The organism is Nonomuraea typhae (assembly GCF_009760925.1).
Classification (GTDB): Bacteria; Actinomycetota; Actinomycetes; order Streptosporangiales; family Streptosporangiaceae; genus Nonomuraea; species Nonomuraea typhae.
In genome coordinates this window covers 394,633-408,045 of sequence record NZ_VRLV01000008.1, presented here as the reverse complement: position 1 = coordinate 408,045, position 13,413 = coordinate 394,633, and the positions used below count along the sequence as shown (strand labels likewise).

Below are 13,413 nucleotides of genomic sequence, written 5' to 3'. Positions count from 1 at the left end.
CACGATTTCCGCATGACCCTCCCAGACCACCATTTGACGCAGGGCGAGCGCCGCATCCGGGCCTTTCACCCGCACTGGAAGCGGCTGATCGGGCCCTTCGCCGCATTGGTGCTCATCGTCGTCGCCTCCGGGGTCGCCATATGGTTCGTCCCTGGTGACTGGCAGTACGCCGCCTACGGCAGGATCGCGATCGCCGTCATCGCGGTGGTGCTGCTGACGATCTGGTCGTTCGTCCCCTATCTGCAGTGGAAGAACACCGGTTACGTCCTGACCACCCACCGCTTCACGATCAGCACCGGCGTGCTGAACAAGTCGACGGACGAGATCCCGCTGACCAAGGTGAACTCGGTCAGCTCCGACCAGTCGTTCGCCGAGCGCATCCTGGGCTGCGGCACGCTCACCGTCGAGTCCGCCAGCGAGCAGGGGCAGCTCGCGCTGCGCGACATCCCGCAGATCCAGGACGTCCGCGCCGACCTGTTCCGCGCCGTCGAGGACGTCTCCGACGGCGACGTCGACGGCAAGTAGGCCCGCCCGGCGTGGACAGCCCAGGAAGGCCCACCGCGGAGGAGATCGAGCGGCTGCTGGTCGGCACGCCCGCCCGTTACACGCGGGCGGAGGTGGCGGCCAAGGCCGGCGTCTCCCGGGAACTGGCCGAGCGGATCTGGCGCGCGCTCGGCTTCGCCACGCTGCCCGACGACGCGGTGGCCTTCAGCGACGCCGACGTCTCCGCCCTCGGCCGGGTGCGCACGATGCTCGACAGCGGCCTGCTCGACGAGCAGACCGTGCTGCGCATGACCCGCGCGCTGGGCCGTACCACCGCCAGGCTCGCGCAGTGGCAGGCCGAGATCATGGTGGGCGCGATGCTGCCCAAGGACGCCGAGGCGAGCGACCGCGAGCTGGCCCGCGTCCTGGAGACCGCGCAGCACCTGCTACCCGATTTCGAGCACGTGCTCGTGCACGTGTGGCGGGCCCAGCTCGCCGCCGCGGGCACCCGGATGCTGGCGCTGGCCGACGTGCACGACGAGACCGTGATGAGCCGGGTCAACATCACGGTGGGCTTCGCCGACCTGGTCGCCTTCACCCGCCGCGCCCGCGACCTCGACGAGCGGGAGCTGGCCGACCTGGTCGAGGGCTTCGAGGCGCGGGCGGCCGACGTGGTGGCCGCGCGCGGCGCCCGGCTGGTCAAGACGCTCGGCGACGAGGTCCTGTTCACCGCGCCCACGCCGCTCGTCGCCGCCGAGGTCGCGCTGGAGCTGGTGGCGGCGGAGGAGCTCCGCATCGGCATGGCCTACGGGCCCGTGCTGCCGATGATGGGCGACGTCTTCGGCACCACCGTCAATCTCGCCGCCCGCCTGACCGCCATCGCCCGGCCCGGGACCATCGTCGTGGACGCGGGCCTGGCCGCCGAGCTGGCCGGGCAGAACGCGGTCGAGGTGGTCAGGATCCGCCGCCGCCCGGCACGGGGCCTCGGCGTGGTGCAGCCGTACGTCTTGCGAAGATCTTCCGGATGAAAGCAAGATGACGGCATGCCGTACGAAGTCAGTGGCGTCGTCGCCAGGGGCAAGGGCCAGGAAGTTTCCGTCGAGACCGTGATCGTGCCGGACCCGGGTCCCGGCGAGGTGGTCGTGAACGTGCAGGCGTGCGGCGTCTGCCACACCGACCTCCACTACCGGGAGGGCGGCATCAACGACGACTTCCCGTTCCTGCTCGGCCACGAGGCGGCCGGGACCGTCGAGGTCGTCGGCGAGGGCGTCACGGCCGTCGAGCCGGGCGACTTCGTGATCCTCAACTGGCGCGCGGTGTGCGGCCAGTGCCGGGCCTGCCTGCGCGGGCGGCCGTGGTACTGCTTCGCCACCCACAACGCCAAGCAGAAGATGACGCTGGCCGACGGCACCGAGCTGTCCCCGGCGCTCGGCATCGGCGCGTTCCTGGAGAAGACGCTGGTGGCGGCCGGGCAGTGCACCAAGGTCTCGGCCGAGGCGCCCGCCGCGGTCGCGGGCCTGCTGGGCTGCGGCGTGATGGCGGGCATCGGCGCCGCGATCAACACCGGCGGCGTCACCCGGGGCGACTCCGTGGCCGTGATCGGCTGCGGCGGCGTCGGCGACGCGGCCATCCTGGGCTCCTCGCTGGCCGGTGCGGCCCGCATCATCGCCGTGGACGTGGACGACCGCAAGCTGGAGTGGGCGCGCGGCTTCGGCGCCACCCACACCGTGAACTCCCGCTCCCACGACCCCGTCGAGGCCATCCGCGAGCTGACCGGCGGCCACGGCGCCGACGTCGTGGTCGAGGCCGTCGGCCGCCCCGAGACCTACAAGCAGGCGTTCTACGCCCGCGACCTGGCCGGCACCGTCGTGCTGGTCGGCGTGCCGACGCCGGAGATGACGCTGGAGCTGCCGCTGCTCGACGTCTTCGGCCGCGGCGGCGCGCTGAAGTCGTCCTGGTACGGCGACTGCCTGCCCTCCCGCGACTTCCCGATGCTCATCGACCTGTTCCTGCAGAACCGGCTGCCGCTGGACAAGTTCGTCTCCGAGGAGATCGCGCTGGATCAGGTGGAGGCGGCCTTCGCCAGGATGCACCGCGGCGAGGTGCTGCGCTCGGTGGTGGTCCTGTGATCGACAAGGTCATCACCTCCGGCACGTTCTCCCTCGACGGGGGCACCTGGGAGGTCGACAACAACGTCTGGCTGGTCGGCGACGCCCGCGAGGTGATCGTCATCGACGCGGCGCACTCGGCCGAGGCCATCAGGAAGCGGGTGGGCGGGCGCCGGCTCAAGGCGATCGTGTGCACGCATGCCCACAACGACCACATCAACGCCGCCGCCGACCTGGGCGCGCCGATCCGGCTGCATCCCGCCGACCAGGTTCTGTGGGATCAGGTGTACGGCCCGGCCGTGCCGTACGAGCCGTTGAGCGACGGCGAGAAGATCGAGGTCGGCGGCATTGTGCTGCAGGTGATCCACACCCCGGGGCACGCGCCCGGCGCGGTCTGCCTGTACGCGCCGGAGCTGGGGGCGTTGTTCGGCGGCGACACGCTGTTCAAGGGCGGGCCCGGCGCGACGGGCCGGTCGCACTCGGACTTCGGCACGATCATCGAGTCGATCAGGGACAGGTTGCTGACGCTTCCCGCGGAGACGGTCGTGCACACCGGGCACGGCGAGTCCACGACGATCGGCGCCGAGGCTCCGCATCTGCAGGAGTGGATCACCCGAGGTCACTGAGGGGTACCTTCCAGGGAAGGTGTGGCATACCTAACGTAGGCAACCCTTAGTAAAGTGAGGTACTTTAGGTGTGCCTAACCTTAGTGATCTGTGAGAGGCTTCCCCTCGATGTACGTATGTGTTTGTCGTGCCGTGACCGAGAATGAGGTGCACGACTGCATTGCCGAGGGTGCCAGGAGCGTCCGCCAGATCCGCGACACCACCGGCGCCGGTGGCGACTGTGCCTCTTGCGTGCGTAAGATCTGTGCCATCCTGAAGCGGTCTGAAGAACTGACGACCGCTTAGCACAAGGGGCCCGTCCATGCAGGGCGACAAGCAGATCATCGAGTTGCTCAACGAGCAGCTCACCGCCGAGCTCACCGCCATCAACCAGTACTTTCTGCACGCCAAGATGCAGGAGAACTGGGGCTACACCAAGCTCGCCGAGCACACGCGCGCCGAGTCGATCGACGAGATGCGGCACGCGGAGCGCCTCACCGACCGGATCCTCTTTCTGGAGGGCCTGCCCAACTACCAGCGGCTCGGGACGCTGCACATCGGGCAGACGGTGGAGGAGCAGCTCAAGGCCGACCTCGATGTCGAGCTTTCGGTGGTGAAGCGGTTGCGGCCGGGGATCCAGCTCATGCGGGAGAAGGGCGACACGACCTCCGCACGCCTCTTCGAGGACATCCTCGCCGACGAGGAGCACCACATCGACTACCTGGAGACCGAGCTCGCCCTGATCCAGTCGCTGGGTGAGCAGTTGTACCTCGCCCGTTACGCCGAACCACCCTCGGCCGACCACTAGGCAACCTCCATGAAACGCCCGCCGGAACCCCCGGTGGGCGTTTTGTTGTCCGGTCCGGGGCCCGCGACACGCCGGAGCGGCTGGGCTTGGCGGCCGGGGGCGAGAGATGGGGCCGTTTGGCCGGGTGGGTAAATCGGGATTAAGCAACGTATATCAGTGTTTGTCCAGGTCAATGGATAGGTCAACGACGAGTCAAACCGCGCGCTGTGCCCGGGAAACGATCGCCTAAGGTCCTACGATCGCTTCATGACCTGCGTACTTCTCGCCGAGGATGACACCTCGATCTCCGAGCCACTCGCGCGTGCACTGCGCCGCGAGGGCTATCAGGTCGAGGTCAGTCCCGACGGCCCGCAGGCCCTGGAGAGGGCCCTGTCGGGCGGTATCGATCTGATTGTTCTCGACTTGGGCCTGCCCGAGATGGATGGCTTGGAGGTTGCGCGCCGGATCCGGGCCGAGGGCCACGGCACCCCGGTGCTCATCCTCACCGCACGCGTCGACGAGGTCGACACCGTCGTCGGGCTCGACGCCGGCGCCGACGACTACGTCACCAAGCCGTTCCGCCTGGCCGAGCTGCTGGCCCGGGTCCGTGCCCTGCTGCGCCGCGGCACCTCCGAGACCCCGGTCGTGCAGGGCGTCCGCATCGACGCCGACTCCCGCCGCGCCTGGATGGGCGACAAGGAACTGCACCTGACCACCAAGGAGTTCGACCTGCTGCGCGTGCTGGTGCGTGACGCCGGGAAGGTGGTCACGAGGGAACAGATCATGCGCGAGGTCTGGGACACCAACTGGTGGGGCTCCACCAAGACGCTCGACATGCACATCTCCTGGTTGCGCCGGAAGCTGGGTGACGACGCCGCCAAGCCCCGCTACATCACCACCGTCCGGGGAGTCGGCTTCCGCTTCGAACGCGAGTAGGCGATGCGCCGCCGCCTGCTCTCCTCCACCCTGGTCGTCGCGGTCATCGCGGTCCTGCTGCTCGGGGTACCCCTGGGCATCGTGGTCAGCCGGCTGATCGTCGACGAAGCCGCTCAGGAGCTCAGGGCGGAGGCGACGCGGCTGGTGGGTGAGGTCGAATACGCCCGCATCCAGGACACGCCACTCGACCCCCAGCAGCTGGAACAGAAGTATCCCAGCAGATACATACAAATCTATGAGCGGGGCAATCCTCCGAAGGCGACCATCGTCGGCACACCGCCGCCGTCCGGTCACCAGATGACGGAGGACGCCCAATCAGAGAGCGGCATCTACGTCCGGGTGAGCCGCGACAGAGACCAGGTGGAGCAGGACGTGCGCGCACGCCTGCTGCTCATCGTCGCCCTGGCCGTCGCGGCTCTGGCCGTCGCCGTGGGGCTGGCCATCGTCCAGTCCCGCCGGTTGACGCTCCCCCTGCAGGATCTGGCCAAGATCGCCGAACGGCTGGGCTCCGGGGACGCCCGGCCGAGCAAGCACCGCTACGGCATACCCGAGCTCGACCGGGTGGCGGAGGTCCTCGACCGCAGCGCCACCCGGATCTCCGACCTGCTCACCCGCGAGCGGGAGTTCGCCACGGATGCCTCCCACCAGCTGCGCACGCCCCTGACCGGGCTGACGATGCGCCTGGAGGAGATCGTGGCCGCCGCCGAGCATCCGGAAGTCGTGCGTGAGGAGGGCGAGGCGGCGATCGTGCAGGCCGAGCGGCTCACCGCGGTCATCGACGAACTGCTGGCCGCCGCCCGCCGACAGCGGCACTCCCAGGCCGAGCCCATCACCGTGGACGACGTGCTCGGCCAGCAGGTCACCGAGTGGGCGCCGGTCTTCCGCGGCAGCGGGCGCGACCTGCTGCTCAAGGGCGAACGCGGCCTGCAGGCGCTGGGCACCACCGGCGGCCTCGGCCAGGTCGTCGCCTCCCTGCTGGAGAACTCCCTGCGCCACGGCGGCGGCACGGTCACGGTCGCGACCAGCCGCAGCGACAACTACGTGGTCATCGAGGTGGCCGACGAGGGCCCCGGCATCGCCGACGACCTGGCCGGACGGGTGTTCGAGCGCAACGTGAGCGGGGGCGGCGGCACGGGTCTCGGCCTCACGCTCGCCCGCGCGCTGGCCGCCGCCGACGGCGGCCGGCTGGAGCTGGTACGGCGCCGCCCCGCGGTGTTCTCGTTGTTCCTGCGCCCGGCCGAGGAGAAGCGCCGCAGCCGGGTGGTGACCGGACCCGCCTGAGCCGGTTCAGCGCTGGCGGGTCTCGACCTCGGGCAGCTCGGCGGGAATGGGCTCGGTCGCCTCCAGGAACACCCAGCGCTTGTAGGACCAGAAGCGGAACAGGGTGCCGAGGCCGACGCCGACGATGTTGGCGATGTTGAAGCTGAGCAGGTCGTGCAGGCCCAGGGTGTAGGTGGTGAAGCCGGTGACCAGCAGCCTGATCAACAGGGCGATGCCGTTGAACAGGAAGAACAGGAAGTACTCCCGGCCGAGGCCGCTCTGCTCGCGATGCCGGAAGGTCCACCAGCGGTTGCCCGCGTAGGCGAAGGTCGTGGAGATGATCGTGGCCCCCACCAGCGAGGTGAGGGGGCCCAGGCCCTGCCGGAGCAGGTTGAGGGCGAGGAAGTCGACGACGAAAGCCAGAGCGCCGATGGTGCCGAACTTGGCCAGCTCGTGAACCAGGGTGGCGAACCGCTGGTAGAGGCGCTTCACAAACTCCACGTCTCGTCCTCGGCCCTTCCCGATCCACTGCTCAAATCCGACAACGACCTTACCCAGGGTACCGGTCAGGGTCCGGAGTTGAACCCCTACCCGCAACCTCGGCCATCAACCGTGCACAAAATACGGGTCTAGAAAAATCGGTCTATCACGGGCATGGCATTTTCCGGGGCACTAGTCTGCGAGACAGATCGCAGGCGGCGCCCCGCCGGAGCGGCGTCCCCGCGACCCCAGACGGCCACGACCTCGGGGGCCCGCCCTTGTCGCGTCGAGTGCTCATCCTGCTAGCCGTGCTGTCGGCGACGACGGCCGGCTGCGGCGCGACGGCCACGACCCGGGCGACTCCCGGCGGCCCGCCGTCCACCCCTCCATCCACCGCCCAGCGCATCGACGACGCCACCGCAACCGTGGCCGCCCTCACCACCTGGGCGGAGAAGACGCTGGGCGGCCGTGCCTGCACGGCTACCCGGAACGGCCGCCCAGCTCCACCCCGCACCACCTACGCCTGTACGGCAGGACAACCAGGTGCGCACGCTCGCCCTGCGCCGCGACCTGGCCGATGTGCGGGCACCGGTATGATCTGGGCCCGTGAGCAGCTCTTACCCTCCCATCGGCCCCGTCGTCGGCATGGTCGGCGCCGGTCAGCTGGCCAGAATGACGCAGCCGCCGGCGATCGCGCTCGGCATCGAGCTGCGGGTGCTGGCCAACACGGCCGAGGAGAGCGCCGCCCGGGTGATCGTCGACACGCGGTTCGGCGACTACCGGAAGCTGGCCGACCTGCGGGAGTTCGCGCGGGGCTGCGATGTGATCACCTTCGATCATGAGCACGTGCCGACCGAGCACATCCGGGAACTGATCGCCGACGGCCACGCCGTACATCCCGGGCCGGACGCGCTCGTGCACGCCCAGGACAAAGCGGTCATGCGGCAGCGTCTCACCGAGATCGGCGCCCCCTGCCCGCCGTGGGCGCGGGTGTCCGGCCCCGGCGACGTCGAGCGGTTCGCGGCCGAGCACGGCTGGCCGGTGGTGCTGAAGGCGGTGCGGGGCGGCTACGACGGCCGCGGCGTCTGGGTCTGCCGCGACGCCGCCCAGGTCGAGGAGGCGTTCGCCGGCGGGGTCGCGCTGATGGCCGAGGCGTTCGTGCCGTTCGAGCGGGAACTGGCCGTGCTGGTGGCCCGCTCGCCGCACGGGCAGGGCGTCAGCTATCCCGTCGTGGAGACCGTTCAGCAGGACGGCATCTGCGTCGAGGTGCTGGCCCCGGCGCCGCTGCTCGACCCGGAGGACGCCGCCCAGGCGCAGCGCATCGCCCTGAAGATCGCGCACGAGCTGGGCGTGACCGGTCTCCTGGCGGTCGAGATGTTCGAGACGGATCGCGGCCTGATCGTCAACGAGCTGGCCATGCGTCCCCACAACAGCGGCCACTGGACGATCGAGGGCGCCGGCACCTCCCAGTTCGAGCAGCATCTGCGCGCCGTCCTGGACCTGCCGCTCGGGGCCCCCACGATGACCGCCCCCTATGTGGTCATGGTCAACCTCCTCGGCGGCGACGACCCCGACCTGTTCAAGCGCTACGAACACGTCATGGCACACGACCCCGGCGTCAAGGTGCACTTCTACGGCAAGGAAGTCCGCCCCGGCCGCAAGATCGGCCACGTGACCGCCCTGGGCAAGGACCTGGACGAGGTCCGCGCCCGCGCCCGCCACGCCGCCGTCTACCTCACGACCGGGGAGTACACGTGAGCGAGCGAACCATTGCACGCAGCATCTTGATTTTCATGATGCCGACGGAGGAGGCAGCATGAAAATCGGCATCGTGATGGGCAGTGATTCCGACTGGCCGGTCATGAAGCTCGCCGCCGAGGCCGTGGCGGAGTTCGGGGTGCCCTTCGAGGCCGACGTCGTCTCCGCGCACCGCATGCCGACCGAGATGATCGAGTACGGCAGGCAGGCCGACTCCCGCGGCATCCGGGTCATCATCGCCGGCGCCGGCGGCGCGGCCCATCTGCCCGGCATGCTGGCCTCGGTGACGCCGCTGCCGGTGATCGGCGTCCCGGTGCCCCTGAAATACCTCGACGGGATGGACTCGCTGCTGTCCATCGTCCAGATGCCGGCCGGGGTGCCGGTGGCCACGGTGGCGATCGGCGGCGCCCGCAACGCGGGACTGCTGGCCGTACGCATCCTCGGCGCCGCCGACCCCGCGCTGCGCGAGCGCATGGCGGCCTTCCAGGCGGAGCTGAAGCAGCAGGCGTACGCCAAGGGCGAGAAGCTGCGCGCCGAAGCCGCCGACCTGTAATTCCGGGCTCCCTACAATGGCGCCCCCGCCAATAGGGTTGCTTGACTCGGCTATTGACATCCGGGGGCGCCACCGTAGGGTGAGGGGGCGCTACGGCAGTATCCCAATAGATGCTCTTTCAATTATCGGATCCCTGCTCAGCGCGTTGTGAGCGCGATTCCTCAGCGCGCTGAATTTCGCTCAGAAAGGCTTTTCCGCGACGTCCTCGTTTCCCTCGACGGGAGGTTTCGGTCATGGCAGGTCCCGGGTTCTCCTTCTTCGGCGCAGAAGAGCGCAAGAACATCGATGTCGTCATGCGTACGTGGGCGCTCAACCGCCACGCCCATGACGTGCCGCAGTACACCTCGTTCGTGCGGCGCTTCGAGCTGGCCAGCGAATCCGTCTTCGGCGCGCCGTACTGCGTCGCCGTCAACAGCGGCACCTCGGCGCTGCTCACCGCGCTGGCCGCGCTGGGCGTCGGTCCCGGCGACGAGGTGATCGCGCCCGGCTACACCTTCATCGCGCCGATCGCGGCGATCGTCCACGCCGGCGCCGTCCCGGTCCTGGCCGAGGTCGACGAGTCGTTCACCCTCGATCCGGCCGACGTCGAGGCGCGGATCACGCCGCGCACCCGCGCGATCATGGCCGTGCACATGCTCGGCGCGCCGTGCGACCTCGAAGCGCTGCGCAAGCTCGCCGACCGGCACCGCCTGCTGCTCGTCGAGGACGTCGCGCAGTCCTGCGGCGCCACCTTCCGCGGTCGCCACGTGGGCACGTACGGCCACGCCGGCGCGTTCTCCCTCGGCCAGTTCACCGTGATCACCAGCGGCGACGGCGGCTTCGTCCTGCTGCCCGACGAGCACCTCTACCGGCGTGCCTACTCCTTCCAGAACCAGGGCTGGTACCCCGGCCGGACCGATTGGGGCAAGGGCGACGTCCTGTTCGGGCTCAACCTGCGCATGTCCGAGCTGGCCGGGGCCGTGGCCTGCGCCCAGTTGGAGAAGCTCGACCAGGTCCTGGCCGCCTGCCGGCACCGCAAGCACCGCCTCCTGATGGCCATCCCCGACCTGTCCGGGTTCGGCGTGCGCCGCCGTACGCTGCACGACCCCGCGGGGGAGTGCGGCACGCTCCTCGTCTACGTCTTCGACCAGCCCGCCCACGCGCAGGCGGTCGCCAAGGCGCTGGACACGGGCACGATGGCGCAGTCGGGGCGGCACTACTACGGCCACATGCCCGCGCTGACCGCGATCCAGGCAGGCGAGGTCGCGCCCTGCCCGTTCCAGCGGCCCGCGCGGACGCAGGACTACCGGGTCGGCGCGCTGCCGTTCACCGACGCGCTGCTGTCGCGGTCCGTGGCCATCTCCGTCGGCGTTTCCGACAGCTACATGGGCGCCGGGTTCGGGCTCACCGTCCGGTCGCTGGACGACGAGATCGACGAGGTGGCCGACCGGTTCACCACCGCCGTCATCACCACCTCGGCATGATGCTGGAAGTCCTGGAAGTCCGTCCCGCCAAGCCGATCCGAGGCTGCGCCATCGTGCCCGGGTCCGGGAACACCGCGATGCCCGCCATGCTCGCCGCCGCGCTGGCGCCGGGCATGGTCGAACTGCGCGGGCTGCCGGGCCTGGCCGACGTGCGGGGCCTGGCCGAGGTGCTGCGCTACCTGGGCGTGCGGCTGCGGGACACGGACGACGGCCTGCTCGTCGGTGAGCGGCTGCCCGGGCCGCGCCACCTGCCGGGGCGGCTGTCCTCCGGGCCGCGCGGCGCGGTTTACGCCCTCGGCCTCCTCGCCCAGGACATGGACGGCAGGCCGCGCACGATCGGCCCCCGTCTCGACCTGACGCCGTACGCCGCCGCGCTGGCCGGGTTCGGGCTCATGCTGCGGCCCGCCGCCTCCGGGTGGGCGTTGTCGGGCGGGCCGGCCCGGCCGGGGGAGGTCGGCGCGGGTGAGTTCGCCGTCAGCGCGCTGGCCGCCGTGCTCGCCGCCACGCTGGAGGGCCGCACCACCATCCGGCGGGCGGGGCCCGAGCCGGAGGTGGACGACGTGCTGACCGTTCTGAACCAGCTCGGGGCCCGGGCCCGGCGGGACGGCCACGACCTGGTCGTCGAAGGGCCGATGACCGGCGCGCGGGGACCGATCGACGTGCCGTCCGATCGCATGTACGCCGGGACGCTGGCCATCGCCGCCGCGGCCGCCGGCGGCTGGGTGGAGCTGGAGCGGGAGGTGGCCGGGCGGATGGCCGGCTGCCTGGAGGCGCTGCGCGCCTTCGGGGTCGGGCTCACGGAGACCGGTTCCTCGGTGGTGGTCAGCGGGCCGCCGACCCGCCCGGCCCGGGTACGGCCAGGGCCTTACCCGGAGTTCCCCGCGGATCTGTTGCCGTTGCTCACCCTTCTGGCCGCGCAGGCGCCCGGGCGGTCCGTGCTCGAAGGGGCCGGCCGCAATCCCCACGTGACGGGCCTACGGAACATGGGGGCGCGCATCTGCGTGGACCGGCGCTGCATCATCGTCCGCGGCCCCACCCGGTGGCGGCCCGCCCGCGTGACCGGCGCCGGGGCCCGCGAGACCTGCGCCCTGTACCTGGCCGCCAGAATGGCCTGCGGAACCACGGTGATCGCCAACGCCGGGGCGCTGGCCAGGGGATACGGGGACCTGGAGGCGGTACTGAAACGCCTGGAGCGCTCAGGTGTCCAGGGTGAGTAGGCCGCGGCGGAAGGCCGTGGCGACGGCGGCGGCGCGGTCGTTGACGCCGAGCTTGGCATAGATGTGCAGCACATGGGTCTTGACCGTGGCCTCGCTGATGAACAGGCGGGCCGCGGCCTCGCGGTTGGTGGCGCCCTCGGCGATGAGCTTGAGGATCTCCAGCTCACGCGCGCTCAGCGGGTCGGCCGGGGTGCGCACCTGGCCGAGGAGCCGGGTGGCGACCGACGGGGACAGCACGGCCTCACCCCGCGCCGCCGTACGGACCGCATGGACGAGCTCGTCGCGGCCGGTGTCCTTGAGCAGGTAGCCGGTGGCCCCGGCCTCGATGGCGGGGATGACGTCCCGATCGGTGTCGTAGGTGGTCAGGACGAGCACGCGGGCGGCGATCTTCAGCCTGGCCAGCTCCTTGATGGCGGCGACGCCGTCCATCCTGGGCATGCGCAGGTCCATGAGGATCACGTCGGGGTTCAGCGCCCGGGCCAGCTCGACCGCCTGGGCGCCGTCGCCGGCCTCGGCGAGCACCTCGAAGCCCGGGTCGCCGGCGAACATGCCGCGCAGGCCGTCGCGCACGATCGGGTGGTCGTCGGCGATCATCAGCCGGATCGGGGTCTCAGCCACGGGCCACCGCCGGGAGGCTCGCCGAGATCGCGGTGCCGGCGCCGGTCTCGGACTCGATCTCCAGCGTGCCGGCCAGCCTGCTCACCCGCTTGCGCATCGCGGTCAGGCCGAAGGCCGTGAGCTTGGGGTCGAAGCCGATGCCGTCGTCGCGGACGTCCAAGGTGACCGTGTCCTCCATGTACGACAACGTCAGGCCGACCCGGGAGGCGTGCGCGTGCTTGGCCGCGTTGGCCAGCGCCTCCTGGGCGGTGCGCAGCAGCGTCTCCTCGACCTCGGGATGCATGGGACGGACCGTACCAGTGACGGTGAACTCGGCCCGCACCTCGTTGAGCTCGCGCCACCGGTCGACGAGGTCCTGGAGCGCCTCGGGCAGCGGGGCCGCCTCGAGCTGGCCGGGTCCGACCGCGTGCACGGAACGCCGGGCCTCGGCCAGGCTCTCGCGGGCCAGCCGTACCGCGAGATCGACGTGCCGGCGCCAGTCGTCGCCCTGCCGGGCCGCCTGGAGCTGGGTGATGATGCCCGTCAGCCCCTGGGCGAGGGTGTCGTGGATCTCGGCGGCCATGCGCTGGCGCTCGTCGAGCACCCCGGCCTCGCGGGCCTGAACCAGGAGCTGGGCGTGCAGGCCGGCGTTCTCCCGCATGGTCTCCTCGAGCTGCGCCACCATGCGCTTGCGCTCGGCGCTGCGTTCGGTGGTGACCTCGCCGAGGAAGCTGAACAGGCCGACCGCGGCGACGATCGCGCCGGTGAAGAACAGGTGGGTGAGGATCGCGGACGGGGTGGGCTCCGGCAGGCCGCCGCTGTAGACGGTGACGCTGATGGCCGCCGTGGCCGTCACCCCGGCGAACCGCCACGGGCCCTTCAGGTACTGCCAGGAGTGGAGATAGCCGACGAAGCCAAAGAAGCTGACGAACCACATGCCCTGCGCGGCCAGCGCGCCGATCAGCACCACCAGCCCCGTCACGTAGCCGGCGCGCCGCGGCATCCACGTCAGCCACCCGGCCGCGACCGCCGCCAGGGAGAGCGTGATCCACGGATTGCCGCCCGTGAGCAGGACCAGGACCGTGGAGATCACCAGCAGCACGTACGGCGCGGCCGCCAGTTGCCGCTCCAGCAGGCGTTCCCAGCGGTCGAGGCGGCCGGTCATC

16 protein-coding genes are annotated in these 13,413 nt (G+C 70.8%); 13 read left to right on the top strand and 3 right to left on the bottom strand.

The window, feature by feature from the left end; translation table 11 throughout:
• Nucleotides 1–12: 12 nt before the first annotated feature.
• From FVE25_RS30625 to FVE25_RS30590, 8 genes are all read left to right on the top strand, one after another.
• Nucleotides 13–525 carry a PH domain-containing protein gene (locus tag FVE25_RS30625; protein ID WP_157250549.1) on the top strand — a complete coding sequence of 171 codons (513 nt, stop codon included), beginning with the start codon at nt 13–15 and terminating at the stop codon, nt 523–525.
• A gap of 11 nt (nt 526–536) precedes the next feature.
• Entirely contained in the window at nt 537–1,511 is a 975-nt protein-coding gene (locus FVE25_RS30620) for an adenylate/guanylate cyclase domain-containing protein (RefSeq protein WP_157250548.1), read from the top strand.
• A gap of 15 nt (nt 1,512–1,526) precedes the next feature.
• Nucleotides 1,527–2,612 (top strand): S-(hydroxymethyl)mycothiol dehydrogenase, encoded by a 1,086-nt coding sequence (locus tag FVE25_RS30615; protein ID WP_157250547.1) that lies wholly within the window; start codon nt 1,527–1,529, stop codon nt 2,610–2,612.
• Nucleotides 2,609–3,217, top strand: a complete 609-nt coding sequence (locus tag FVE25_RS30610; RefSeq protein WP_157250546.1) for an MBL fold metallo-hydrolase — start codon at nt 2,609–2,611, stop codon at nt 3,215–3,217. The genes FVE25_RS30615 and FVE25_RS30610 overlap by 4 nt, the downstream gene beginning before the upstream one ends.
• Nucleotides 3,218–3,325: 108 nt before the next feature.
• Nucleotides 3,326–3,502, top strand: coding sequence for a (2Fe-2S)-binding protein (locus tag FVE25_RS30605; protein ID WP_157250625.1), 177 nt, complete (start codon nt 3,326–3,328; stop codon nt 3,500–3,502).
• Nucleotides 3,503–3,518: 16 nt separating this feature from the next.
• A complete protein-coding gene (gene bfr, locus FVE25_RS30600; protein WP_157250545.1) occupies nt 3,519–4,004 on the top strand; it encodes a bacterioferritin in 486 nt (161 codons plus the stop codon).
• A 246-nt stretch (nt 4,005–4,250) separates the two neighbouring features.
• Complete coding sequence (locus FVE25_RS30595) at nt 4,251–4,919, top strand: response regulator transcription factor (protein WP_012888073.1); 669 nt, start codon at nt 4,251–4,253, stop codon at nt 4,917–4,919.
• A gap of 3 nt (nt 4,920–4,922) precedes the next feature.
• Nucleotides 4,923–6,200: an ATP-binding protein gene (locus FVE25_RS30590; RefSeq protein ID WP_157250544.1), complete on the top strand. Its 1,278-nt coding sequence runs from the start codon at nt 4,923–4,925 to the stop codon at nt 6,198–6,200.
• A gap of 6 nt (nt 6,201–6,206) precedes the next feature.
• On the opposite strand, the gene FVE25_RS30585 is transcribed toward FVE25_RS30590, so the two are convergent.
• Entirely contained in the window at nt 6,207–6,680 is a 474-nt protein-coding gene (locus FVE25_RS30585; protein WP_157250543.1) for a GtrA family protein, read from the bottom strand.
• A gap of 447 nt (nt 6,681–7,127) precedes the next feature.
• On the opposite strand from FVE25_RS30585, the gene FVE25_RS56470 reads away from it, so the two are divergent.
• The 5 genes from FVE25_RS56470 to FVE25_RS30565 all read left to right on the top strand — a co-directional run bounded on the left by FVE25_RS56470 (nt 7,128) and on the right by FVE25_RS30565 (nt 11,650).
• On the top strand, nt 7,128–7,256 hold the full coding sequence (locus tag FVE25_RS56470) for a hypothetical protein (protein ID WP_281367920.1): 129 nt from the start codon (nt 7,128–7,130) through the stop codon (nt 7,254–7,256).
• Between the two features lie 9 nt (nt 7,257–7,265).
• Nucleotides 7,266–8,417, top strand: coding sequence for a 5-(carboxyamino)imidazole ribonucleotide synthase (locus FVE25_RS30580; RefSeq protein WP_281367919.1), 1,152 nt, complete (start codon nt 7,266–7,268; stop codon nt 8,415–8,417).
• Between the two features lie 58 nt (nt 8,418–8,475).
• Nucleotides 8,476–8,970: a 5-(carboxyamino)imidazole ribonucleotide mutase gene (gene purE / locus FVE25_RS30575; protein ID WP_157250542.1), complete on the top strand. Its 495-nt coding sequence runs from the start codon at nt 8,476–8,478 to the stop codon at nt 8,968–8,970.
• Nucleotides 8,971–9,203: 233 nt separating this feature from the next.
• Entirely contained in the window at nt 9,204–10,433 is a 1,230-nt protein-coding gene (locus tag FVE25_RS30570; protein WP_157250541.1) for a DegT/DnrJ/EryC1/StrS family aminotransferase, read from the top strand.
• Nucleotides 10,430–11,650, top strand: a complete 1,221-nt coding sequence (locus tag FVE25_RS30565; protein WP_157250540.1) for a hypothetical protein — start codon at nt 10,430–10,432, stop codon at nt 11,648–11,650. The genes FVE25_RS30570 and FVE25_RS30565 overlap by 4 nt, the downstream gene beginning before the upstream one ends.
• Here FVE25_RS30565 and FVE25_RS30560 read toward each other — a convergent pair.
• Nucleotides 11,630–12,268: a response regulator gene (locus tag FVE25_RS30560; RefSeq protein WP_157250539.1), complete on the bottom strand. Its 639-nt coding sequence runs from the start codon at nt 12,266–12,268 to the stop codon at nt 11,630–11,632. The two genes, FVE25_RS30565 and FVE25_RS30560, sit on opposite strands and share 21 nt — an antisense overlap.
• The gene (locus FVE25_RS30555; protein WP_157250538.1) at nt 12,261–13,412 is read right to left on the bottom strand and encodes a sensor histidine kinase; all 1,152 of its coding nucleotides are present in this window, start codon (nt 13,410–13,412) and stop codon (nt 12,261–12,263) included. Before FVE25_RS30555 ends, FVE25_RS30560 begins: the two co-directional genes overlap by 8 nt.
• Between the last annotated feature and the right edge of the window lies 1 nt (nt 13,413).